This window comes from Flavobacteriales bacterium (assembly GCA_020635855.1).
Lineage (GTDB): Bacteria > Bacteroidota > Bacteroidia > JACJYZ01 > JACJYZ01 > JACJYZ01.
In genome coordinates this window covers 1,690,266-1,713,591 of record JACJYZ010000002.1, presented here as the reverse complement: position 1 = coordinate 1,713,591, position 23,326 = coordinate 1,690,266, and the positions used below count along the sequence as shown (strand labels likewise).

At 51.5% G+C, this 23,326-nt stretch carries 21 protein-coding genes, 1 tRNA gene and 1 pseudogene; 11 read left to right on the top strand and 12 right to left on the bottom strand.

Translation table 11 applies throughout. From position 1 onward, the window contains the following. Positions 1 to 155 precede the first annotated feature (155 nt). On the top strand, positions 156 to 2,462 hold the full coding sequence (locus tag H6585_07040) for a PKD domain-containing protein (protein ID MCB9448084.1): 2,307 nt from the start codon (positions 156 to 158) through the stop codon (positions 2,460 to 2,462). A gap of 132 nt (positions 2,463 to 2,594) precedes the next feature. On the opposite strand, the gene H6585_07035 is transcribed toward H6585_07040, so the two are convergent. Together H6585_07035 and H6585_07030 are read right to left on the bottom strand one after the other, a co-directional pair. Continuing rightward, positions 2,595 to 2,668 (bottom strand) — tRNA-Arg (locus tag H6585_07035). Continuing rightward, positions 2,646 to 2,910 (bottom strand): annotated as a pseudogene (locus H6585_07030) (GIY-YIG nuclease family protein). Before H6585_07030 ends, H6585_07035 begins: the two are co-directional and overlap by 23 nt. Before the next feature lie 146 nt (positions 2,911 to 3,056). Between H6585_07030 and H6585_07025 the strand changes: the two are divergent. From H6585_07025 to H6585_07010, 4 genes are all read left to right on the top strand, one after another. Beyond that, on the top strand, positions 3,057 to 3,743 hold the full coding sequence (locus H6585_07025) for an SCO family protein (protein ID MCB9448083.1): 687 nt from the start codon (positions 3,057 to 3,059) through the stop codon (positions 3,741 to 3,743). A 104-nt stretch (positions 3,744 to 3,847) separates the two neighbouring features. Beyond that, a complete protein-coding gene (locus H6585_07020) occupies positions 3,848 to 5,260 on the top strand; it encodes an L-serine ammonia-lyase (protein MCB9448082.1) in 1,413 nt (470 codons plus the stop codon). Between the two features lie 607 nt (positions 5,261 to 5,867). Then, positions 5,868 to 7,091 (top strand): ornithine--oxo-acid transaminase, encoded by a 1,224-nt coding sequence (rocD, locus tag H6585_07015; GenBank protein MCB9448081.1) that lies wholly within the window; start codon positions 5,868 to 5,870, stop codon positions 7,089 to 7,091. A gap of 39 nt (positions 7,092 to 7,130) precedes the next feature. Continuing rightward, on the top strand, positions 7,131 to 7,682 hold the full coding sequence (locus H6585_07010) for an NAD(P)H-dependent oxidoreductase (protein ID MCB9448080.1): 552 nt from the start codon (positions 7,131 to 7,133) through the stop codon (positions 7,680 to 7,682). Here the strand turns inward: H6585_07010 and H6585_07005 are convergent. The 7 genes from H6585_07005 to H6585_06975 all read right to left on the bottom strand — a co-directional run bounded on the left by H6585_07005 (position 7,668) and on the right by H6585_06975 (position 13,422). After that, a complete protein-coding gene (locus tag H6585_07005) occupies positions 7,668 to 8,393 on the bottom strand; it encodes a 16S rRNA (uracil(1498)-N(3))-methyltransferase (protein MCB9448079.1) in 726 nt (241 codons plus the stop codon). The two genes, H6585_07010 and H6585_07005, sit on opposite strands and share 15 nt — an antisense overlap. Next, complete coding sequence (locus tag H6585_07000) at positions 8,381 to 9,751, bottom strand: SLC13/DASS family transporter (protein MCB9448078.1); 1,371 nt, start codon at positions 9,749 to 9,751, stop codon at positions 8,381 to 8,383. Before H6585_07000 ends, H6585_07005 begins: the two co-directional genes overlap by 13 nt. 230 nt (positions 9,752 to 9,981) lie before the next feature. Continuing rightward, positions 9,982 to 10,164 (bottom strand): hypothetical protein, encoded by a 183-nt coding sequence (locus H6585_06995; GenBank protein MCB9448077.1) that lies wholly within the window; start codon positions 10,162 to 10,164, stop codon positions 9,982 to 9,984. A 90-nt stretch (positions 10,165 to 10,254) separates the two neighbouring features. Next, positions 10,255 to 11,184: a hypothetical protein gene (locus H6585_06990; GenBank protein ID MCB9448076.1), complete on the bottom strand. Its 930-nt coding sequence runs from the start codon at positions 11,182 to 11,184 to the stop codon at positions 10,255 to 10,257. After that, positions 11,184 to 12,032 carry a universal stress protein gene (locus H6585_06985; protein ID MCB9448075.1) on the bottom strand — a complete coding sequence of 283 codons (849 nt, stop codon included), beginning with the start codon at positions 12,030 to 12,032 and terminating at the stop codon, positions 11,184 to 11,186. The genes H6585_06990 and H6585_06985 overlap by 1 nt, the downstream gene beginning before the upstream one ends. A 9-nt stretch (positions 12,033 to 12,041) precedes the next feature. Further along, positions 12,042 to 12,911 (bottom strand): universal stress protein, encoded by an 870-nt coding sequence (locus H6585_06980; GenBank protein MCB9448074.1) that lies wholly within the window; start codon positions 12,909 to 12,911, stop codon positions 12,042 to 12,044. An 88-nt stretch (positions 12,912 to 12,999) separates the two neighbouring features. Then, positions 13,000 to 13,422, bottom strand: a complete 423-nt coding sequence (locus H6585_06975) for a rhodanese-like domain-containing protein (GenBank protein MCB9448073.1) — start codon at positions 13,420 to 13,422, stop codon at positions 13,000 to 13,002. Positions 13,423 to 13,917: 495 nt separating this feature from the next. Between H6585_06975 and H6585_06970 the strand changes: the two genes are divergently transcribed. From H6585_06970 to ilvA, 6 genes are read left to right on the top strand one after another with little or no spacing between them, the layout of a single operon-like run. After that, positions 13,918 to 14,808: a branched-chain amino acid transaminase gene (locus H6585_06970; GenBank protein ID MCB9448072.1), complete on the top strand. Its 891-nt coding sequence runs from the start codon at positions 13,918 to 13,920 to the stop codon at positions 14,806 to 14,808. A 37-nt stretch (positions 14,809 to 14,845) separates the two neighbouring features. Then, positions 14,846 to 16,528 (top strand): dihydroxy-acid dehydratase, encoded by a 1,683-nt coding sequence (gene ilvD / locus H6585_06965; GenBank protein MCB9448071.1) that lies wholly within the window; start codon positions 14,846 to 14,848, stop codon positions 16,526 to 16,528. 21 nt (positions 16,529 to 16,549) lie between these two features. After that, complete coding sequence (gene ilvB / locus H6585_06960; protein ID MCB9448070.1) at positions 16,550 to 18,292, top strand: biosynthetic-type acetolactate synthase large subunit; 1,743 nt, start codon at positions 16,550 to 16,552, stop codon at positions 18,290 to 18,292. Between the two features lie 20 nt (positions 18,293 to 18,312). Next, positions 18,313 to 18,843 carry an acetolactate synthase small subunit gene (gene ilvN / locus H6585_06955; GenBank protein ID MCB9448069.1) on the top strand — a complete coding sequence of 177 codons (531 nt, stop codon included), beginning with the start codon at positions 18,313 to 18,315 and terminating at the stop codon, positions 18,841 to 18,843. A 47-nt stretch (positions 18,844 to 18,890) separates the two neighbouring features. After that, positions 18,891 to 19,940: a ketol-acid reductoisomerase gene (gene ilvC, locus H6585_06950; protein MCB9448068.1), complete on the top strand. Its 1,050-nt coding sequence runs from the start codon at positions 18,891 to 18,893 to the stop codon at positions 19,938 to 19,940. A 35-nt stretch (positions 19,941 to 19,975) separates the two neighbouring features. Next, complete coding sequence (gene ilvA / locus H6585_06945; protein MCB9448067.1) at positions 19,976 to 21,229, top strand: threonine ammonia-lyase; 1,254 nt, start codon at positions 19,976 to 19,978, stop codon at positions 21,227 to 21,229. 249 nt (positions 21,230 to 21,478) lie between these two features. Here the strand turns inward: ilvA and H6585_06940 are convergent, their stop codons facing one another. The 3 genes from H6585_06940 to fsa form a co-directional block, all read right to left on the bottom strand. Further along, a complete protein-coding gene (locus H6585_06940; protein MCB9448066.1) occupies positions 21,479 to 21,712 on the bottom strand; it encodes a hypothetical protein in 234 nt (77 codons plus the stop codon). Between the two features lie 112 nt (positions 21,713 to 21,824). Further along, on the bottom strand, positions 21,825 to 22,445 hold the full coding sequence (locus tag H6585_06935) for a threonylcarbamoyl-AMP synthase (GenBank protein MCB9448065.1): 621 nt from the start codon (positions 22,443 to 22,445) through the stop codon (positions 21,825 to 21,827). Between the two features lie 8 nt (positions 22,446 to 22,453). Next, a complete protein-coding gene (fsa, locus tag H6585_06930) occupies positions 22,454 to 23,122 on the bottom strand; it encodes a fructose-6-phosphate aldolase (protein ID MCB9448064.1) in 669 nt (222 codons plus the stop codon). Positions 23,123 to 23,326 lie beyond the last annotated feature (204 nt).

Genomic DNA, 23,326 nt, shown 5'->3' with positions numbered 1-23,326 from the left:
GACTCCAAGTTTTGGATGGCAATTCATCCATATTTTGGTTGCTCCGCGTGTACCGAATGCCTAAGTTGGGTTTAATTCCTCCAAGCCTGATTCTCTCCCGCCTTATTTTATCGCTTGGGCAAGTTTAATCCTTATTAAGCCTAATACTGAAAGTTATGAAAAACACACGCTCAAAACTTTTCACCGGGCTGTGCACAGTTGCCATGCTGTGCGTGGGATCTGTGGCTTCCGCACAATCCCACGACAAACGATGTAGCCTCAAACCCTACTTCGATGCAAAGGTTGACAGTTGTACAGTGAACTTCACGGATCAAAGCACCGCCGGATCCAAAACAACCATTACCTCATGGTCATGGGATTTCGGTGATGGTTCAACAGATGGAGTACAAAATCCATCACATGCCTATCCTACGGGAGGTACATACAAAGTTACGCTTACCATCACCGGCATGGACGCAGACAGCAATGTATGCGACCGCAGCTATGACCGGTACATTACCCTTAAAGGATGCGGAAACGATTGCCACGTAAAAGCAGGTTTTTACGAACGCGACAGCTGCCTGACCGCAAAATTCCACGATGTCAGCGATGCAGGTTGGGGATCAACCATCACCGCATGGTCATGGGATTTCGGTGACGGTACCACGTCATCTGATCAGAACCCCGAGCACCTGTATGGTGCCGGCGGAACTTACACCGTGTGCCTTACGGTGACCGGACTGAACAAAGACAGCTCCGAATGCACCCGCCTGTACTGCCGCCAGGTAACGGTTGAAGATTGCAGCAATGCACCCTGTCACATCAAACCCTACTTCAAATCATTCAATGATACCACCTGCCTGACCGTGAATTTCTTCGGTTCGGCCAACGCAGCACCCGGCACCACCATCACCGGTTGGTTGTGGGATTTCGGTGACGGCACCACATCCACCAGCCAGAACCCGGTGCATGTGTTCGCAAACCCGGGTGTATACAACAATGTATGCCTGACCGTGACCGCAGTGGGTGGCAACGGTTCTCAATGCGATCAAACCTACTGCGGTAGGGTGGAAGTGCGCGACTGCGGTACCAATATGTGTTACATCCGTCCGGGCTTTGGTGAGCGCGACAGCTGCCTCACGGTTCGCTTCCGCGATTACAGCAGCACTGCAAAAGGGACTGTGATCACCGATTGGTCATGGGACTTCGGCGATGGCACAACTTCCGCTGATCAGAACCCCGAGCATGTATATGCAACCGAAGGAACCTACGATGTATGTCTGACCCTGACCGCCATGGATCGCGACAGTGCCCAATGCACACGTACCTATTGCAAACAGGTGAAGGTTCGCGATTGCAGCAACGCGCCATGCCATGTGAAACCTCACTTCAAATATGAAAAGGATACCACATGTCTGACCGTGAATTTCATGGGCGATGCCGAAGTTGTTCCGGGTACCACCATCACCGGATGGTCATGGGATTTCGGCGATGGATCCACATCAAACAGTCAGAATCCTTCCCATACCTACGCCAATGCCGGCGTGTACAACAGTGTTTGCCTGACCGTGACCGCCATCGGTGGTGACAGCTCGGTTTGTGAGCAAACTTACTGCCGCAGGGTAGAGGTGAGGGACAACTGTTCGAATGATGATTGTTACATCCGCCCCTCATTCTGTATGCGCGACAGCTGCATGACGGTTTCCTTCCATGACAACAGCGGTACCAGGAATGGAACCACCATCACCGGATGGTCATGGGATTTCGGCGACGGAAGTACATCCACCGATCAGCACCCGGATTACACTTATGCCACCGAGGGTACCTACAACGTATGTCTGACCGTAACTGCTATGGATCACGACAGCGTTGCATGTACAAGGACCTATTGCAGGCACGTGACCGTGAACGATTGCAGCGATGCGCCCTGCTACATCCGTCCGGGCTTCCGCACACGCGACAGCTGCATGACAGTGAAATTCATGAATTTCACCTTTGTGATGCCGGGCACCACGATCAACAGCTGGACATGGGATTTCGGTGACAGCACCACATCCAATGTCAAGAGTCCGACCCATACCTATGCCGCCGTCGGTGACTACACGGTCACGTTGACAGTTTCAGGTACAGGCGGCGACAGCACTACCTGCGATCGTTCTTATACGAGAAAAATCAAGGTGGATCAACAATGCGCACCCCGCGCCGAAGGCATGGCAGCGGGCAACAGCAACTTGTCAGGCCTGACCATCATGCCGAACCCTGCCAACAGCCAGGCCAGTATTCGCTTTGAGATGAGTGAAAGCGGACAGGCCAGCGTGAAGGTCTACGACCTGCAGGGCAAAGTATTGTCAGTGATACAGGATGGCTACCTGCAAGCGGGTCAGCACCAGATGCAGTGGAATATAGATGTCCCCCCGGGCGTGTATATGATGGTGGTGAACACGGGAGCCGACATCCGTCACCAACAGGTGATTGTGAAGTAAGCACTCGCGTATACCCCCGCGAAAATCAAAGCGGCTGCTCCACATGGGGGCAGCCGCTTTTTGCTTTATGATGTTAGTTGAATGTAAAACAAAAAACCTCCACTGCTCAAGCAATGAAGGTTTTCTCATGAGTGATCGCGGAAGGATTCGAACCTTCGACCCACAGCTTAGAAGGCTGTTGCTCTATCCAGCTGAGCTACGCGACCATTTGTGTTTGATTCTTTCTTTACCGATCCCGCTTTTCCAATACTTTTCTCTAACCCCTGGCTTCTGAACGACTTGAATATTGTTCAACAAAAAACAACTCCCAAGGTACATATCCTTTGGTCGATTTTGTGCTACCGGTGTTGTGCTCCCTAATTCGTTGCGGGACGTCTTGTGTCATGCCCACGTAGAACCGTAGGCCTTTGGTTTTACTGACTAACACATATACAAAGAACGTTTTCATCCTGCTTAGAAGGCTGTTGCTCCCTGCCTGCCGTCGCTTTTGGCCTTAGGGCCGGCAGGCAGGTATCCAGCTGAGCTACGCGACCGGTTTGCAAGGGAGGCAAAAATAACTTTTTCTGGTAACTTTGAAGCGCGAAAGCCGGGAACATGCTGCAAAAATCTGAAAAAATAAGACTGGTGTCATTGGTTGTGGTTTTAGCCGTGGGCGTTGCCATCGGTTACCGTATCAATACCAGCAGGGAAACAAAACAACTTCCTATTCTCAGTCCGGCTGATATCAATCCTGAATTGGTGGATACTTCAATGCAGAAAGTAACTCATGATCACACCATTCAGGATTTTACCCTGGTTAATCAGGATGGAAAGCAAGTGCATCTGGAAAGCCTGGAGAATAAGGTATACGTTTCCGATTTTTTCTTTACCACCTGTCAGGGTATTTGTTTGAAAATGGCCGTGCAGATGCAGCGGGTTTATAAAGCCTTTGAGAATGATGACCGTGTGATGTTTGTGTCACACACGGTCATGCCGGAGCAGGATTCGGTTGAAGCCTTAAAAGCATATGCCGACAAATACCATGCACATACGGATAAGTGGATGTTTCTCACCGGTGACAAAAAGCAGATTTATGACCTGGCCCGCAAGTCTTATTTTGCCGTTACCACCAAAGGAGATGGCGGTAAAAGTGATTTTATACATACCGAGAACTTCATTCTGATTGATAGCCATCATCGCATCCGTGGGTTTTATGATGGTACGGATCCCAAACAAATCGATCAGTTGATAGACGATATACACTTGCTGCTTGAAGAAGAAGGTAAGCAGCGACGTTCCTGAAATGCCATCCCATCGGGTTACTAATCCTCGCCTGCAATACATTTACCTTCCTTTGAAATTCCCCGGGATTCCATCTTATCTTTGTCCGTTCAACTATGTAGTGTATGGAGCAGATTAGTGTATTTGATATGTTCAAGGTGGGGATCGGCCCGTCCAGTTCCCACACGATGGGGCCATGGAAAGCCTGCCTGAGAATGCTGGAGAGCCTGGGCGAACGGGTAGGTCAGGTGACCGAAGTGAAGGTGCACCTGTTCGGGTCGCTGGCCAAAACGGGCAAAGGACACGGAACCGGCCGGGCGATCATGTTGGGTCTCGCCGGTGAGAACCCTGCGGAGATCAGCGCAGATAAAGCCGAGAAAATCGTTCTCCAGGTGCGGGAAACCAAACAACTGGTGCTGGGTGGAAAACTTCAACTTGATTTTGATCCACAGCATCACATCCTCTATCACTTCGACCGCCAGCTGCCGTTTCACTCGAATGCCATGGAGTTTGAGGTGTTTCTGAAAGATGGCGGATTGCTGCGCGAAGTCTATTATTCCATCGGCGGAGGCTTTGTGGTTAAGGAAGATGAAACCCAGCAGGAACAATCCATTCAGCTGACCTATCCGGTTTCCAGTGCGGCTGACTTGCTCAGGTTCTGTAAAGAAACAGGCATGTCCATTAGCGACGTGGTAATGGCCAATGAGAAATGCTGGAAATCCGAAAGGGACGTGAAGGAAGGGTTGATAGGCATCTGGAACGTGATGCAGGAATGTATTTACCGCGGCTGCCACAAAACAGGAAAGCTTCCCGGCGGCCTGGATGTGCACCGCCGCGCTTATGACCTGGATGAACTGCTGATCAAAGGTGCGCATTACGACAACCTGCAGGAGTGGAAACAACAAATCGCCAAAGGAGAAAATACCTTCCGGCGTACCCTGAACTGGGTGGCGTGCTTCGCCCTGGCCGTGAATGAGGAGAATGCCTCCTTCGGCCGCGTGGTGACAGCACCCACCAACGGTGCGGCCGGTGTAATCCCCGCCGTACTGATGTACTATAATATTTTTTGCCGGAATGAAGGCGATGATGACATCGTCAGATTCCTCCTCACCGCAAGTGAAGTGGGCAGCATTTTCAAAAAGGGAGCTACCATTTCTGCAGCCATGGGTGGATGTCAGGCGGAGATCGGTGTGGCATCGGCCATGGCTGCTGCGGCACTGTGCGAACGCTTCGGCGGAACACCCAAGCAATCCCTGATGGCAGCTGAGATTGCAATGGAACATCACCTCGGCCTTACCTGCGACCCGATCGGCGGATTGGTACAGGTGCCCTGCATCGAACGCAATACGATGGGAGCCATGAAGGCCATCACCGCTTGCAACATTGCACTTTATTCAGATCCGGGCGTTGCCAAGATCTCCCTGGATGACGTGGTAACCACCATGTGGGAAACTGCGCAGGACATGAGTACAAAATACAAAGAAACTTCTGAGGCCGGACTCGCATCCCGCATTCCTGTAAACCTTCCCGAATGCTAAAGAAAGCGTACATTTAAAAAAGAGACTCCGGAAACCACTCAAGTGGAGGGCAGTCCATGACGCGGTTTCCGGAGTTAGTCTTTGTCCTTCAGGTAAGGAGGGCAATATTCTCTTTGTATACCCGTCGGACCTACGAAACAATCTGGAGCCAAAATTATTTGTGAAGTGAACGTGAATCCACGGTCATTTTTCAGCAAATTGTTAGTTTCCATTGTCTGGCAAGGGGTTTCCCGATGGCACATGTGCAATATTTGTTGAATTACCGAAACTCGTACCCGGGAATACCAAATGCCTCTGTTTCCTGAGTTTTTTGAATCGAAAGTCTTCCGCGCCACGAATACCGAGGTTTCGTTCACATTGATCGATTGGAAACGGTTGTATTGGAAGGGATTTTGCTTTTTGAATACCGGAGAAATGAGAGCTGAAATGCGCATCCTGATCCGCAACTTTGCGAAGGTGTTTTTATGCCTAAATCCCTTGATGCTGTTGGCGTGGAAAAAAAAGAACATTTGTTAGATTCAGTTTTGAAACGCTTGTTTGGTGCTAAATTTTATCAGGCCACACGGGCGAATTCATTACTTTTATCCGCATGAAAACACCAAAAAATATGAGTACGCACCTGACCTCTGCAGAAGCAATGGCACTGGAAAATACCTACGGTGCCCATAACTATCATCCGATACCGGTTGTGTTAGACAGGGGTGAGGGTGTGTTTGTTTGGGATGTGGAAGGCCGTCAGTATTACGATTTCCTTTCCGCCTATTCCGCCGTTAACCAGGGGCACTGTCATCCGCGCATCATATCAGCTATGCTCGAACAGGCGCAGAAACTGACCCTTACATCCAGGGCTTTTTACAACAGCAGCCTGGGTGAGTACGAGAAATATGTTTGTGATTATTTTGGGTACAACAAGGTGCTTCCGGTGAATTCAGGCGTGGAAGCAGTGGAAACCGCCATCAAGTTGTGCAGAAAGTGGGGCTATCTCAGGAAAGGAATTCCCGCTGACCAGGCCAAGATCATCGTATGTGAAAACAATTTCCACGGAAGAACCATCACCATCGTATCTGCTTCAACCGATCCGGATGCACGCAAAGACTTCGGCCCGTTTACGCCAGGCATCGAAGTCATCCCATACAATGATATGAATGCGCTGCAAAAAGCACTTGCCGATCCGCATGTAGCAGGTTTCCTGGTGGAACCCATCCAGGGTGAAGCCGGGGTATTCGTGCCTGATGAAGGGTATCTGTCCAAAGCCGCCGAATTATGCAAAGCGGCAAATGTGCTGCTGCTCGCCGACGAGGTGCAAACGGGATTGGGACGCACCGGTCGAATGCTTGCATGTGACTATGAAAATGTTCACCCCGATGTACTCATTCTGGGGAAAGCCCTTTCCGGTGGTGTATACCCGGTATCTGCCGTGCTGGCGGATGACGACATCATGATGTGCATCAAACCCGGTGAACATGGTTCAACGTTCGGTGGAAACCCGGTTGCTTGCAGGGTGGCCATGGCGGCGCTGCAGGTACTGAAAGATGAACAGTTAACGGAAAATGCCTATGCATTGGGAGAGATGCTGCGATCGGAACTCCGGTCCATCCCGTCAGACATGATTCTGGAAGTCCGTGGCAAAGGTCTGCTGAATGCCATCGTCATCGGTTCGAAGAACGGTAAGGATGCGTGGGATGTATGCCTGGCACTAAAGGAAAACGGCTTGCTGGCCAAACCAACACATGGCGACAAGATCCGGTTTGCACCGCCGCTTGTGATGACCGAAGACCAAATGGCCGAATGCATCGACATTATCAGGAAAACCATACTGGCCATGGCGTAAATATCCGGGTGCAATGCCTGGGGTTCAAATCAAACACATATGCGTTCAGGAAAAAATATCCTTGCCTTTGCAGGCAGCACCAGCAGTCAATCCATCAACAAGCAGCTGGTAACTTATGCCGCCGGTTTGATCCGCAATGCCCGTGTACACATCACGGATCTTAATGATTACCCGCTCCCTTTGTTTTCCGTGGACCTGGAAAAGGAAGGATACCCTGAGCATGCCATCCGGTTTGCCGAACTTATGAACTCAAACGATGCCTACCTGATCTCCCTTGCCGAACACAACGGCAGCTACACGGCAGCATTTAAAAACCTGTTCGACTGGGTGTCGCGAATCGAACCAAAGGTATTCGGAGAAAAACCTGTCTTGTTGCTAAGCACATCCCCGGGAGCAAGGGGAGGTGCGGGTGTGATGGAGGCGGCGCGCTCCAGGTTTCCCAGGCATGGCGGCCGGATCATCGGACACTTCAGTCTTCCTTCCTTCAACGAGAATTTCAATCCGGTGAATGGCCTTTCCGATCCATATCGCGCAGAATTGGAAAAGGTGGTTGGCGTTTTCGATGAGGAGATGGCGTTACCGCTTGCTTAAGGTGGCGTATGTTGCGACGGCGGACAAGCCGGCGGTTTCGGTTCGCAAACGCCTGCTACCCAATGAAACCATGCGGATGTTTTTGGACGTCGCCAATGCAAGTTCCTGCTGACTGAAATCTCCTTCAGGTCCGATCATCACCACGGCTTCTTCCGTTCCATTCAACACATCCGCCAGGTGTGGAGGCACATCTTCCTCACTTCCCCTGTGGGCCATGAAGGTTTGTTCGGGTAGTTTGCTGTTGAGAAAAGCCTGAAAAGTAGTTGCTTCATGCAGTTCCGGCAGGTAGTCACGCTGACATTGTTTCATTGCCGCAACCAATATCTTTTCCCACCGATCCGGTTTGAACCGGGCCCTTTCTCCATGCTGGCAAAGCAGTGGGGTAATGGCAGCCACTCCCATTTCTGTTGCCTTCTCAAGAAACCATTCGAAGCGGTCGTTTCCCTTCGTGGGAGCAATGGCAATGTGTATGCCCGGTTCGGGGCCGGCTGCATGTATCCATTCCCCTGTCCGGAATTGTACCTCCTTCTTGCCGGCATGAACAATGGTTGCAGCGGCCAGGTGCCCCAGGCCATCGGTTAGCACAATTTTATCTCCTGCTTTCATGCGCAGCACATGCAGGCAATGGTGCGCTTCCGTGCCATCAAGTATTCCTTCGCCCTGTTGCAGGTCGGGTTTGTAAAATCTTGGGAGTTGCGTCAGATCTGCCATAACCATTTGGCCAGTGTGAAGATCGCCAATACATTCAGAACAACGCCGATGATGTTCAGAATCAAACCGGTTCTTGTCATGTCCCTCATGGAGATCCGCTCACTGCCAAATACGATGGTGTTGGGCGGTGTGGCAACGGGAAGCATGAAAGCATAAGATGCGGAAAGCACAACGGGCACCATGAAAATCAGCGGACTGGCCTTGAATTGAGCTGAGATGCTCAGCAGAATGGGAAGCATCAGGTAGGTAGAAGCCGTATTGGAAGTGAGTTCCGTAAAGAAAGTCATGAAGACACAAAGGGTCACAACCACCTGGAAAGGTGTCCAATTCCCCGACAGGTTTTTCAGATGTTCCGTCAGCCATTCCGATAACCCGCTTTCGGTGATGCCGTTGGCCAAAGCGAATCCGCCACCGAACAGGAAGATAATGCCAAACGGTATACGCTGCACCTGGTCCCACGTGAGCAATCCCTCTCCTTTCCTTTGCCTGGAAGGAAAGAGATACAGTACACACGAAGCGATCATGGCGATGGTGCTGTCTTTGATGAACCCACCCACCGGCAGGAATCCCGACCATCCGGGTATGGTGAATGAACCCAAAACGATGTCCTGTCGGAAAAACCAAAGCAGTACGGTTGCGAAAAAGACAGCGGTTATACTTTTCTCCTCGTACGACATCCTGCCCAGCTGCTGATACTGCATGCGGCAGGTATCCATGGAGATGGTGGTGTGCTTCATGTGTCTCAGGAACCGGTAGCGCAGCACCTGGAAGCATAGAGCAAAAAATGTGAGTGATACGGGCAGGCTGAACAGGATCCAGTTGGTGAAGTTAACGGCGGGAAGGTTGGGAAAGTTGGAGTTGTAGAATCCCATGAATGCCATGTTGGGCGCGGTGCCGATCACCGTTGCCGTGCCGCCGATGGAGGATGCATAGGCGAGTCCGAGCAGAAACCCTGTCGCCATTTTGTTGTCACGTTTTCCTGTCTGGTCTTCGATCTGACCGATCACCGCCATGGTTGCAGGCAACAGCATCATGGTGGTAGCAGTGTTCACGATCCACATGGAAAGAAAGTAGCTGGCCGTCATGAAACCAAGCAACAAACGGGAAGGTGTGGCGCCGATCTTCAACAACAGGAACAGGGCCATGCGCTTGTGCAGGTTCCATTTTTCCAATGTAAAAGCGATCAGGAAGCCGCCGATGAAAAGAAATATGATCTCATTGGTGTAGCTGGGTGCGGTCTCTTTCATGTCCATGATGCCAAGCAGCGGGAATGCGACCAGCGGAAGGAGGGAAGTAAAAAAAATGTTGACGGCCTCAGTGATCCACCATCCCGCCATCCAAATCGCTACAAATGCCATTCTACCCATTGCGGGTGGATGCCCTTGCTTAAGCAGGTACCAACACGCGAGTAAACCCAGTAAAGGGCCAGATATGATGGCGACCGGCCTTGGTAGTTTCATGGCGCGGTAAAGCTAGAAAATTTAGCGGAGCTGTTGCAGGAAAGAAGGAAGCAACCTGGCTGTCAAGGCTTAGGACAGGATTGGGAAGAACAGGTACAGTGACAGGCAGGTTGCTTCAGTGGAAAAATTTATTTCTTGTCAAAGATCTCGTAAGTGCCTATATATACGGCGGCCATCGCACCAAAAATGGTGACCACCATCATGCCTGCGTTCAGCAGCATGTGATCCAGATTGATCTCGGAATACGCGATGTTGAATCCTACGATCAGAACAAAAAGGCCAATGAGCGATGCGATAAACTTACTTTTCATGATGAAAATCTTTATCACGAAGGAAGCGGTTTGCTTACGATCATACCATGACATTCGGCATGTCCGGATATGATAATTGTCAGGAATGAATCATAGATAGCCGGCAATCACTTGCGCCGAACGTTTCAGACCTTCGGTTTCTTCCCGTGTAAGATTGAAATCACCGTGAAGGGTCCATCCGTTCCGGTCAACGGTTACCGGCAGGCTGATGAACAGGTTCGGATTGCAGCGCAGCATGTGCATGTGTTGTTCGTCCACCGCAACGCTGAGCGGTACGCGTATGGGCTGGTCTTTCCGGATGGCGTGAAACACCTGGGATGCGCATTGGGCCACACCATAATAAGTGCTGCCCTGGGTTCGCCGGATGGTATTCGCGGCCTGCAGGGTTTCTTCCATACACTTGTCGAGCAGCTGCCGGGTCACCAATGGGAATTCATGAACCGGTATGCCGTTCACCTTGGTTTGAGAAAAAACGGGCACCATGGATGCGCCGTGTTCGCCCAGGATCCAGGCTTCCACATCTTTTGGCTTTACGTTCAGTGATTGTGCCAGGTAGTACGCCAGGCGTACGCTGTCGAGCAACGTGCCCGTGCCTGCGATCTGCCGGGAAGGGATGCCGGAAACCACGTGAAGGTGATGGCATACGATCTCAACCGGGTTGGTCAATACCACCACCATCGGGTTGCTTGCCCATTTCAGTCCGGTGAAAATTTCCCTGGTTAATCCGATGTTCTGTTTGGCCACGCTTAGCCTGGATGCACCGGGAGCATTCCGGTAGCCGGCGGCCATGAAAATAAAGTCGGCCTGCTGAAGGGCATTTTTATCGTTGAGGGTAATGATGTGACGGTGATCCAGTGCAAGGGCGTGTGCCATGTCCAGCAACCGGCCTTCAATCAGCGGCGAAGGATCCATGATGTTCAGGTGGATGTTGACATCATGGCTGTTGATAAGCAGGTAGGCGAGGGTAGCGCCCACATCTCCGAAGCCAACTACCGATACGCGCAGGGTTTGCGCTTCCATTATCTGTGGGTAATGAATACGGGCACCTGTTGCGACCGCAGGATGGAATCCGACGCGCTGTGGTGGAACAACATGCTGAACAGGCTGCGTCCGTATGATCCCATCACCAGTATGGGGGAAGTCTGGGATTCCACTTCCTTCCTGATCTCTTCACCAGCCTTTCCCTTTTTTACAATGGAGGTCATGTTAATCCCGTGTGCATTCATCAGGGATTGTAACTGTTGCATCTGATGGTCTTCAGGAAGTGTTCCGTCTTCATCCACGGAGACCGAACGGAAAGGAACCTGCAGCACGCCAGCCGGCATCAGGTACAGGAATTGACGGAGTGCATAGGTGGATTCGTATTTCCCGTCGAACCCGAAAACAACGGAGCCGGGAACTTTCCACGCTTCCGGAACAACCACCACAGGGCATTGCGCTTCGGATAGCACGTCTCTTAGCAGGTGATCGTCTTGCCGCCCACCTATGTTTGCAAAGAAAGATTGGTACCCGATGATGATCAGATCGCAAAAAGTACTTTCATGAATAATCTCGGCTGGGGCGGATCCCTTTTCGAAAAGAACTTCAAAGTGCACGTTCGCTTCTTTGCAGCGTTGCCGGAATTCATCAATATAACCTTTGACTTTGGATTCACCGGCTTTCAGACTTTCCTCAACAAACCTGAAATTGAAGGTGTTCATCAACTCATCGCTGCCCATCAATGTAAGCATGCTCAGGTAGGAGAGATCCTGTACGAAAATGCCGGCCAGCTGAACATCCGAGCCCTTGTAAACTGCAAGAGCAAACTCGAGGGCGCTCTCAGAAAATTGTGATCCGTCGGAAACGATCAGGACCCTTTTGGCTGCCATAACAAGTACTTATTTAATAGGAGCGATGGTGCCGAACTTCACTTTGGGTTCCTTGATCTTGATGGTGAGCACGGGGCGGTGTGCGTGGTTGATCACATCTTCGGCAAGGCTGCCATTGATCAGGTGCGATAAACCCGTGCGGCCGTGTGTCCCAATGGCGATCAGGTCTGCGTTGGTGTCGTCACTGAAATTCAGCAAGCCATTCTCGATGTGTTCGTCATTGTACATGTTGATGGAGTAATGCTTGATCTTGTGTTTCTTGGCCATGTCTTCCATCAACTTGTGTGCATAACGGTTGGTTTCAAAATGGTAAGGGGTGTTGACTTTCAGCAGGTGAACATTGGCGCCGAACAACTCGGCGAACTGACGCACCCTCGGAACCACATGGTCGGTTTCCTTATAGAAGTTGGATGCGAACACAATGTTCCTGATCTCGAATTTCTTGTGTTGCTGTTTGATGGTGAGTACCGGGCAGTGGGCAATGCGGGCCACGCGTTCGGTGTTGGTTCCGATGAACTCTTCCCGAAATCCGCTGGTGCCATGAGATCCCATCACGATCAGGTCGATCTTGTGTTTTTTTGCCAGCTTGGTGATGCGGTCGTAGATAGAGGCGAAGTCGATCGCGTTGATCACCTTTACGCCTTTCAGATAAGGCTTCTTTAACAGCGTAGCGAAATTCTTCTCTGCCAGTTTGATCATGAACAAAGCTTCCGGGATCGACTGGAACTGCTGGTACCTGTAGTTCTCTTCCTGCACCGGTATGTTGATGATGTGGTAAATGTAGAGGGTTGCGCCGGACTTCCGCGCTATCTCCGCAGCTACTTCGGTTGCATAATCGGCGTGTTCGGAAAAATCTGTAGGAACCAGGATGTTTTTCATGAGGATGTTTTTTGCAATGTTAAAGATATTGTGGCGAATGCAAACTGATGCGTGTCATCACATCTGCTGATATTGATCAATGGTGCTGTCAGCGGGTAACCGGCATTCCGGCTTCCTTCCAGCCTGTGATGCCTCCTGACAGATCAACGACTGATTTGAAGCCTTCCTCGTGCAGCATGTCAGTGGCTTTTCCGCTCCTGCCTCCGGAATGACAATACACGTACACCGTTTTCTCCTTGTCGAGCCTGCTGCAGTTCTCCTTGAAATGCTCATCATAGAAATCGATGTTCACGGCGCCTTCCAGGTGTCCTTCGGAATATTCGTCAGGCGTGCGTACATCTACCAGCTGTCCCGGTTCGGCTTTCATTGCCTGATCAAAAGCGGCCGCATCCACATGCTGTACGCTGCCAGGGGCAGATTGGGCGTCCTGCGCATTGCTGCACTGGTTAAAAAGAAGAAGGGCGGATGCGATCATGCCCGCATGCATGGATCGTTGGAGAAAGCTTTTCATAGGTTGAATGGTTCAGTACATGATTTTTATTTGCCGGAGACAACGAATTTAGAAATATGATGACAATATGAAAAACATGTGGAGCATCGGAAAGGTCTTTTTTGTGTGATGCCAACATGAAGTTTTGCGATTTTCGCACCGGCACTTGCAGTTGTCGATTTCGTTTTCTTCCTTTGCTCACGAATTGTTATTGCAACACATGAAACTCATCAACATCATTTCTCAAATCGTCATTCGCGTGGTCATTATTACCTCGCCCGGTATGAGAATGGTGTAAAAGATCAGATACAAAGCGCAAGCGGCCATTCTCAACAGGATGGCCGCTTTTTTTTGTTGAAAATCATAGAAGGAATAAGAAAATTTGCCATTAAAATTAAATGTAATGACCAAAAATCATGCTTGAACATCGTAAAGTTTAATCTTTTCGAATGTATCCATAAAACCCAGTGGAAATACCTTTGTAAAAGATAAACGGAACCGCTAATCCGTAACATCATGTACTATACAGAAGACACCATCCTTTTTTATGACGGAGAATTTGCCAAAGCCGGCGAAACAAAAGCCAGTCTTTTCAGCCAGTCTCTGCACTATGGCAACGGTGCTTTTGAAGGTATCCGGTCATACAAAACGGCGGCCGGCCCTAAGATTTTCAAAGCAGCTGCGCATTTTCACCGCCTTCTGTTCAGTGCAGGTAAAATGCACCTGGCTTGTCCGTACTCCGTTCAGGAGCTGACGGACATTGCTTATGAACTGATCGAGCGTAACAACCTGAAAGATGCTTATATCCGCCCCATCATCTTTGCCGGCGAAAACATGAGCCTGGCGCCGGCGGCAGATACACATGTAATGATGGCGACCTGGCAATGGGGCAGGTACCTGGGAGATACCTTGTCCCGAGTGATGACATCCTCCTATCAGCGTCCCAATCCCAAAGCCTTTCACGTGGAGGCCAAAGTATGTGGCCACTATGTGAATTCCATCCTGGCCACACAGGAAGCCAGACAAAACGGTTATGATGAGGCATTGTTGATGGACCAACGTGGCTTCGTGGCTGAAGGCTCCGGTGCCAATATTTTCTTTGAAAAGGACGGCAAGCTGTTCACCCCCGCCAGGGGCAATATCCTTCCGGGTATCACCCGAACCACCATGCTGGAAATATGCAGGGATCTTGCCATCCCGGTGGAAGAAGCCGACATCACACCTGAGTTCGCATACAGCGCAGACAGTGCGTTTTTCGTAGGTACAGCCGCTGAAGTGGCCGGCATCCTTTCCCTTGACGAATACATATTCCCACTGGAGTGGAAAGATTCACTCGGATACCTCCTGTCCAACAAATACCGACAGATCGTGACCCACTCCGAGCGCATCATCCACAGTTCCGTATAGTTTATCGCTTCAAACATTCAATTTCAATTGCTACAACATGTCGAGTAAAGATTTAAACAAGTACAGCAGAGTCCTCACCCAGGACCCGACCCAGCCAGCCGCGCAAGCCATGCTTCATGCCATCGGACTTACAGATGAAGATCTGAAAAAAGCTCAGGTAGGCATTGCCAGCACCGGTTACGAGGGCAATCCCTGTAACATGCACCTGAACCACCTGGCAACTTTTGTGAAAGAAGGTGCATCGCATGCGGGACTGGTTGGGTTGATATTTAACACCATCGGCGTCAGTGACGGTATCTCCATGGGTACACCCGGTATGCGCTACTCCCTGCCTTCCCGCGATATCATCGCTGATTCGATGGAAACCGTGGTGGGTGCCATGGGATACGATGCACTGGTGGCCGTGGTCGGTTGCGACAAGAACATGCCCGGATCCGTTATGGCCATGTGCCGGCTGGACCGCCCCTCCATCATGGTGTATGGCGGTACCATCGCCCCGGGATGTTACCACGATCGCAAACTGGATGTGGTTTCCGCCTTCGAAGCACTCGGCGAAAAACTGGCTGGCAAACTCAATGAAGAAGATTTTCAGGGTGTCATCCATAACGCATGCCCCGGACCCGGTGCATGCGGCGGAATGTACACCGCCAATACCATGGCAACCGCTATCGAGGCGTTGGGACTGAGCCTGCCTTACAGCTCATCCAACCCCGCCGAAAGCGAAGCCAAGAAAAAAGAATGCGTGGCGGCTGGTGAGGCCATCAAGGTGCTGCTCGAAAAGAACATCAAGCCTTCCGATATCGTGAACCGGAAGTCGTTCGAAAATGCCATCACGCTCGTGATGGCCCTCGGCGGTTCCACCAATGCCGTACTTCACTTCCTTGCCATTGCAAGGGCAGCCGGACTCAAATGGGGCCTGGAAGATTTTCAGGCCATCAGCGACAAGGTTCCGTTCATCGCCGACTTGAAACCCAGCGGTCGCTTCCTGATGGAAGACCTCCACATCGTGGGTGGCGTTCCGGCAGTCATGAAAGTTCTGCTGGATGCCGGTTACCTGCATGGCGATTGCCTGACCGTTACCGGAAAAACCCTGGCCGAAAACCTGGCGGATGTGAAACCGCTGGCAGCCGGACAGGAAGTCATCCACGCCCTGGACAAACCCATCAAAGCCACCGGTCACATCCAGATCCTTTACGGTAACCTGGCGCCGGAAGGCTCGGTGGCCAAAATCACCGGGAAAGAAGGCGACCATTTTGAAGGAACCGCGCGCGTATTCAACAGCGAGTTCGAAGCAAATGACGGGATCATGGCCGGCAAGGTGAAGAAAGGTGATGTGGTGGTGATCCGGTATGTAGGTCCCAAGGGCGGTCCGGGTATGCCGGAGATGCTTAAGCCGACCTCAGCCATCATGGGCGCCGGACTCGGAAAGGAAGTAGCCCTGATCACCGACGGCCGGTTCTCCGGAGGTACGCACGGCTTCGTGGTCGGGCACATCACACCGGAAGCCATGGAAGGAGGCGCCATCGCCCTTGTTCAGGATGGCGACACGATTTCCATTGACGCACGCAACCGCGTCATGGAAGTAAAGATCAGCGAAGCGGAACTTCAGCAACGAAAAAACAAATGGGTGAAACCAGAACCCCTGCACAACCAGGGAATCTTATATAAATATGCGAAATCCGTTTCCTCTGCTTCGCAGGGATGCGTGACCGATCTCTAAGAAAATTGAAAAGACAAAAACATGAGTACTGCTGTTAAAACCAAGGCCCCCCAGGCACCAACCGCCCTTAAGAAAGGTAAAATGACCGGATCCGAAGCCGTGATCCAGGCCCTTTTGCATGAAGGTGTGGACACCATTTTCGGTTACCCAGGTGGCGCCATCATGCCCATTTACGATGCATTGTATGACTACCAGGATCAGGTGAACCACGTGCTGGTGCGCCACGAACAAGGTGCCACACACGCAGCCCAGGGGTACGCCAGGGTAACCGGTAAGGTGGGCGTTTGTTTCGCCACATCCGGTCCCGGTGCCACCAACCTGATCACAGGTATCGCCGACGCCTGCATCGATTCAACGCCCATGGTGTGTATCACCGGACAGGTGGTGAGCGCTTTGCTGGGAACAGACGCCTTTCAGGAAACAGACGTGATCGGTATCTCCATGCCGGTAACCAAATGGAACTATCAGGTGACGTCCGCGGAAGAAATACCGGCAGCCATCGCCAAAGCTTTCTTCCTGGCAAAATCCGGAAGACCCGGTCCGGTTGTCGTGGATATCACCAAAGATGCACAGTTCGGAGAACTGGACTTCCAGTATAAACCATGCAAACAGGTGCGCAGCTATGTGCCGGCTCCGAAGTTAGACATGGAGGAAGTGAAGAAAGCTGCAGAACTGCTGAACAATGCACAGCGCCCTTATATACTTGCCGGACACGGTATCCTCATCTCCGGTGCAACGGACGCTTTGCAAAAGGTTGCTGAAAAAGCCGGTATCCCTGTGGCTTCTACGCTGCTCGGATTGTCGGCATTCCCCCCTGATCACCCGCTGTATGTGGGTATGCTGGGTATGCATGGCAATTACGGTCCCAACATCCTCACCAATTCATGTGATGTGCTTCTTGCCGTGGGGATGCGCTTTGACGACCGCGTAACCGGAAAGCTTTCCACCTATGCGAAACAGGCCAAGGTGATCCACATCGAGATTGACCCGGCGGAGATACACAAGAACGTGAAAGCGGACGTGCCGGTGAATGCAGACGCAAAACTTGCACTCGAAGCGTTGCTGCCGCTGCTTGAGAAACAATCCCATCCCGAATGGCTGGCAGAATTCGAAGCTTGCACGAAGAAAGAAGAAGAAAAAGTAACCCATGAAGCCCTTAACCCAACGGGCGACGAATTGCGCATGTCTGAAGTGGTGAACATGTTGTCGGAAATGACAAAAGGGGAAGCCATTGTGGTAACGGACGTAGGCCAGCACCAGATGATCGGCGCCAGGTTCTACAAATTCCGGAAGCCCGACAGCAACGTTACATCAGGCGGACTAGGCACCATGGGCTTCGCATTGCCCGCTGCCCTCGGCGCCAAGATCGGAAGACCCGACAGGGAAGTGGTGGCCATCATCGGCGACGGAGGTTTCCAGATGACACTGCAGGAAATGGCAACCATCTTCCAGACCAAAGCGGCCGTGAAGGTGGTGATCCTCAACAACAATTTCCTTGGAATGGTGAGGCAATGGCAGCAACTGTTCTTTGAAAAACGGTACTCGTTCACGGAAATGACCAACCCCAATTTCGTTGCCCTGTCGAAAGCATTCGGCGTGGAGAGTGAGCGGGTGTCTGAACGTGACGGATTGCAGCAAGCCATCAAAAACATGCTCGACCACGACGGACCCTACCTGCTGGAAGTAATGGTAGAAAAGGAAGACAACGTGTTTCCGATGGTGCCGGCAGGTGCTTGCTTAACAGAAATCAAACTTGAGAAATAATACAACAAGGTAAACGAGTCATGAAAGAATTGACCATCAGTGTATACACCGAGAATTTCGCCGGTCTGCTGAACAAAATCACCATCATTTTCAACCGCAGGAAAATCAACATCGAAAGCCTGACGGTATCGGAATCGGAAGTCAAAGGTATCCACCGCTTCACCATCGTGGTGAACTCCACACGGGACGCTGCGGAGCGCGTTGTGAAACAGATCGAGAAAGTGGTGGAAGTGTTCCGGGCATTCGTGCATGAAGAACATGAAGTCATCCACCAGGAGATCGCACTCTACAAAGTGCCTACAAAGGTCATGTCCAACGGTGGCGACGTAGAACGCCTCATCCGCGATAACCATGCGCGCATCCTGGCTGTTGAACCCGACTTCATGGTGATCGAAAAAACCGGCCACAAGGATGAAACCCAGGCATTATATAACGCATTGCAACCCTATGGCGTTCTGCAGTTTGTCAGATCCGGAAGGGTGGCAGTCACCAAGCCCATCATGGCCCTGAGCGCGTACCTTCGGGAACTCGACAGCAGGGTGGAAGCATAACCGAATCATATTCTAATTATTCATCAATCAAATTAAAAAAGGAAATCATGGCAAAAATCAATTTTGGCGGCGTTGAAGAAAACGTTGTTACACGGGAAGAGTTTCCCCTGGAAAAGGCCAGGGAAGTAATGAAAGACGAGGTAGTAGCCGTAATCGGTTACGGTGTGCAAGGTCCCGGTCAATCCCTGAACCTGAAAGACAATGGTTTCAATGTGATCGTAGGTCAGCGCAAAGGTTCCAAGTCATGGGACAAGGCCGTACAGGACGGCTGGGTAGAAGGCAAGGATCTGTTTGAGATCGAAGAAGCCTGCGAGCGGGCCACCATCATCCAGTACCTGTTGTCGGATGCCGGTCAGATTGCTCTTTGGCCCACCGTGAAAAAACACCTCACCGACGGAAAAGCCCTCTATTTCTCACACGGCTTCGGCGTTACCTATAAAGATCAGACAGGTATCATTCCTCCGCCCAACGTAGACGTGATCCTGGTAGCCCCCAAGGGTTCCGGTACTTCCCTGCGTCGTTTGTTCGTGGAAGGAAAAGGATTGAACTCCAGCTACGCCATCTTCCAGGATGCAACCGGTAAAGCCCGCGACAGGGTGGTTGCCCTGGGTATCGGTGTGGGCTCCGGCTATCTTTTTGAAACCGATTTCAAGAAGGAAGTGTTCAGCGACCTCACCGGAGAGCGCGGCATCCTGATGGGCGCCCTGGCCGGTGTGTTCGAAGCCCAGTACAACATCCTGCGCAAGCACGGTCACTCGCCCTCCGAAGCATTCAATGAAACGGTGGAAGAACTGACCCAAAGCCTGATGCCGCTGGTGGCTGAGAACGGTATGGACTGGATGTATGCCAACACATCCACCACTGCACAACGCGGTGCACTCGACTGGCGTCATAAGTTCCGTGAAGCGGTAACGCCGGTTTTTGAAGACCTGTACCAAAGCGTGTCTTCAGGCAACGAAGCCAAGGTTGTGATCGAAGCCAACCGCCAGAACGATTACCGTGAGCGTCTTTCCAAAGAGCTTGCCGAACTGAAGGAATCGGAAATGTGGCAGGCTGGTGCGCAGGTGCGCAAGCTTCGTCCGGAAAGACAGAAGTAAAACAAATGGTTATAATGGATGTAAAGGAAAATGCCATGACGGCGGAGCTGGTCAGCCTTGATAAAGTCAGGGAGGCCCAGCTTCGCCTGAATGAAGTCGTCAACCGCACCCCCCTGATGCTCAACCTCAACCTGTCTGAAAAGTACGGTTGCCGGGTGTTGCTGAAAAGGGAGGATCTGCAAACCGTGAGATCATACAAGATCCGCGGCGCCTACAACAAGATCGCTTCCCTGGATGAAGCGTCCAGGGCCAAGGGTGTTATTTGCGCCAGCGCAGGCAACCACGCCCAGGGTGTGGCGTATGCCTGTCACCGCCTGGGCATCAAAGGCGTGATTTACATGCCCGCACCCACACCCAGGCAAAAGGTGAACCAGGTACGCATGTTCGGCCAGAACGCCGTGGAAGTGGTATTGCAGGGCGACACTTTCGACGACTCGTTCCGTGAAGCATTGGCGCGCTGCGAGCAGGATGGCATGACCTTTATCCATCCCTTCGATGACAACAAGGTGATCGAAGGCCAGGCAACGGTGGGCATGGAGATCCTGGAAGATCAACGTGAAACCATCGATTTCCTGTTTGTGCCCGTAGGCGGCGGTGGCCTGGCAGCCGGCGTGGGCAGTGTGTTCCGGCAGCTCAGTCCGAAAACCAAAATCATAGGCGTGGAACCCGAAGGGGCGCCCGCCATGAAAATATCCCTGGAAAAAGGGGAGCTGGTAACGCTGGATACCATCGAACGTTTTGTAGATGGTGCTGCCGTGAAGCGGGTGGGAGAAAAAACCTTCGCCCTCTGTAAGGAAGTGCTGGATGGCATGGCGACGGTACATGAAGGCAAAGTGTGCAGTACCATCATGAAGCTTTACAACGAAGATGCCATCGTGGTGGAGCCGGCCGGTGCACTTTCAATCGCCGTGCTCGACCAGTATGCAAAAGAGATCAAGGGCAAGACCGTGGTTTGCGTCGTGAGCGGCAGCAACAACGACATCACCCGCACCGAGGAAATCAAAGAGCGGTCACTGCTGTACGAGAACCTCAAGCATTACTTCATCATCAGGTTCCCGCAGCGGGCCGGTGCCTTGCGAGAGTTCCTTAACGATGTGCTGGGACCGAAAGACGACATCACCCATTTCGAATACTCGAAGAAGAACAGCCGTGAACGCGGACCAGCCGTCATCGGCATTGAGCTGCAGGACCCGGCCGACTTCGACGGACTCATCCAACGCCTGAAAGACAAACAATTTGTTTTTGAATACCTGAACAACCGCCCGGATCTGTTTCAGTTTTTGGTGTGAGGGTGAGGTAAAGGGGTAAAGGGGTAAGGAAGTAAGGAAGTAAGGAAGTAAGGAGGTAAGGAGGTAAGGAGGTAAGGAGGTAAGGAAGTAAAGGGGTAAGGATAATGAAAGGGCCGGGACTATTACGCGACCGGAGGGAGCTTGTTACTCATTTTACAGCGCAGCATATTACACGACCGGAGGGAGTAATTTACAGCGCAGCACCTTTACACGACCGAAGGGAGTCAATTACGCGAACACCGTGAGCTCTCACGCCACCAATCCTTCCGTGCTCACCCATGCTTTTCTGTGAAAAAGACGGAACACGGCACTGAGTGTTTCTGTTGAATTCTCGAAAACCCAGCATTGTTCTTTATCGTCCCACCTGCAACCCTGGATGATATCTGTCAGGTTGGGCGGAGCCACGGTTGGGTCACATTCAAGTTTGATCATTTTGCGACCGTCCTGTACAAATGAGTCGAGTCTTACGAGTGAAATCGCCATAGTCATATTTCGCCTCCTCCGGTTACACTACACGGGAACCTTGGTTTGTAGGGTTCTGTTTGATCATCTATACGGGTAGGGGAAGGATAAGGTGACAATGAATCGACAAACCTCAGAGAATGTCCTCCAAACGTCCCAATCCTTGTCGCAAAACCTCATACGTTCCGGTGGTGCAATCCACTACCGTTGATGCCTGGTTGTGTCCGAAGCCGCCCTCAATGACGATGTCCACTTTGTCTTTGAATTTCTCGTGGATGTCATACGGGTCGGTGATGTAATCAAGGATCTCATCGTCGTCGTGCACCGAAGTGGTCAGGATGGGGCGTCCCAGTTCGTTGACGATGGCCCTTGGAATCAAATGATCGGGGATGCGGATCCCGATGGTTTTCTTTTTGTTCTTGAAATGCTTGGGCAAACTGCTGCCTGCATGCAGGATGAAGGTGAATGGTCCAGGCAGCGCCCGTTTCATCACCTTGTACGTGGTGTTGTCCATGTGCCGTGTGTACTCGGAGATATGACTGAGGTCATGGCATATGATGGAAAAGTTCGCCTTTTCGGGTTTGATGTTCTTCAGCTGCGAGATCTTCTGAAAGGCTTTGGCGTTGTGAATGTCACAGCCCATGCCGTAAACGGTATCTGTTGGGTAGATGATCACGCCACCGTCCAACAGGCACTCCACAACTTTCTTGATCTTACGCTCGTCCGGGTTGTCTGGATGAATATCTAAAAGCATGCGGGAGGTCAGGCTTTGGCTTGTTCTTGACTTTTCTTATGATCCGCCAGGAATTTCTCAAGACCGATGTCGGTGAGCGGATGCTTGAGAAGTCCGGTGATCACGTTCAGCGGACAGGTAGCCACGTCGGCGCCCGCCTCGGCACACTGGATCAGGTGCATGGTATGCCGGATGGATGCAGCCAGCACTTCCGTGCCATATCCGTAATTGTCGTAGATATGCACGATCTGCCGGATCAGTTCCATTCCGTCTGTTGCCACATCATCCAGGCGTCCGATGAACGGAGAAACATAGGTTGCGCCCGCCTTGGCCGCCAGCAATGCTTGTCCGGCAGAAAACACCAGGGTGCAATTGGTTTTGATGCCATTCGAGCTGAAGTGCTTGATCGCTTTGATGCCGTCACGGATCATCGGAACCTTGACAACTATTTGCGGATGCAGGGCTGCCAGCTTCTCACCTTCGGCTATGATGCCTTTGAAATCGGTGGCAATCACCTCGGCGCTCACGTCTCCGTCCACAATGTCGCAGATCTCCAGGTAATGTTGGATGACATTTTCCTGACCACTTACACCTTCCTTGGCCATCAGTGATGGATTGGTGGTTACACCGTCCAGTACACCCAGGTCCTGGGCTTCCCGGATCTCCTTTAGGTTGGCGGTATCAATGAAAAACTTCATGCGATCATTTTTTGGTTCGGACCCCAAAAATAGAAACGTCTGCCAGATATTAGAAAAAAAGAAATTAACATACAGAAAGCTTTCTGTTTGCGCCGGGCATTTGCATGGCTTTGCAGAAGTCGGGCGAAAAAAGTTTATGTGCGATATCTTCCGATTCGTCGCCGATCACTTCAAATGCATCCCGGAAAACCTCTCCGGATAGGG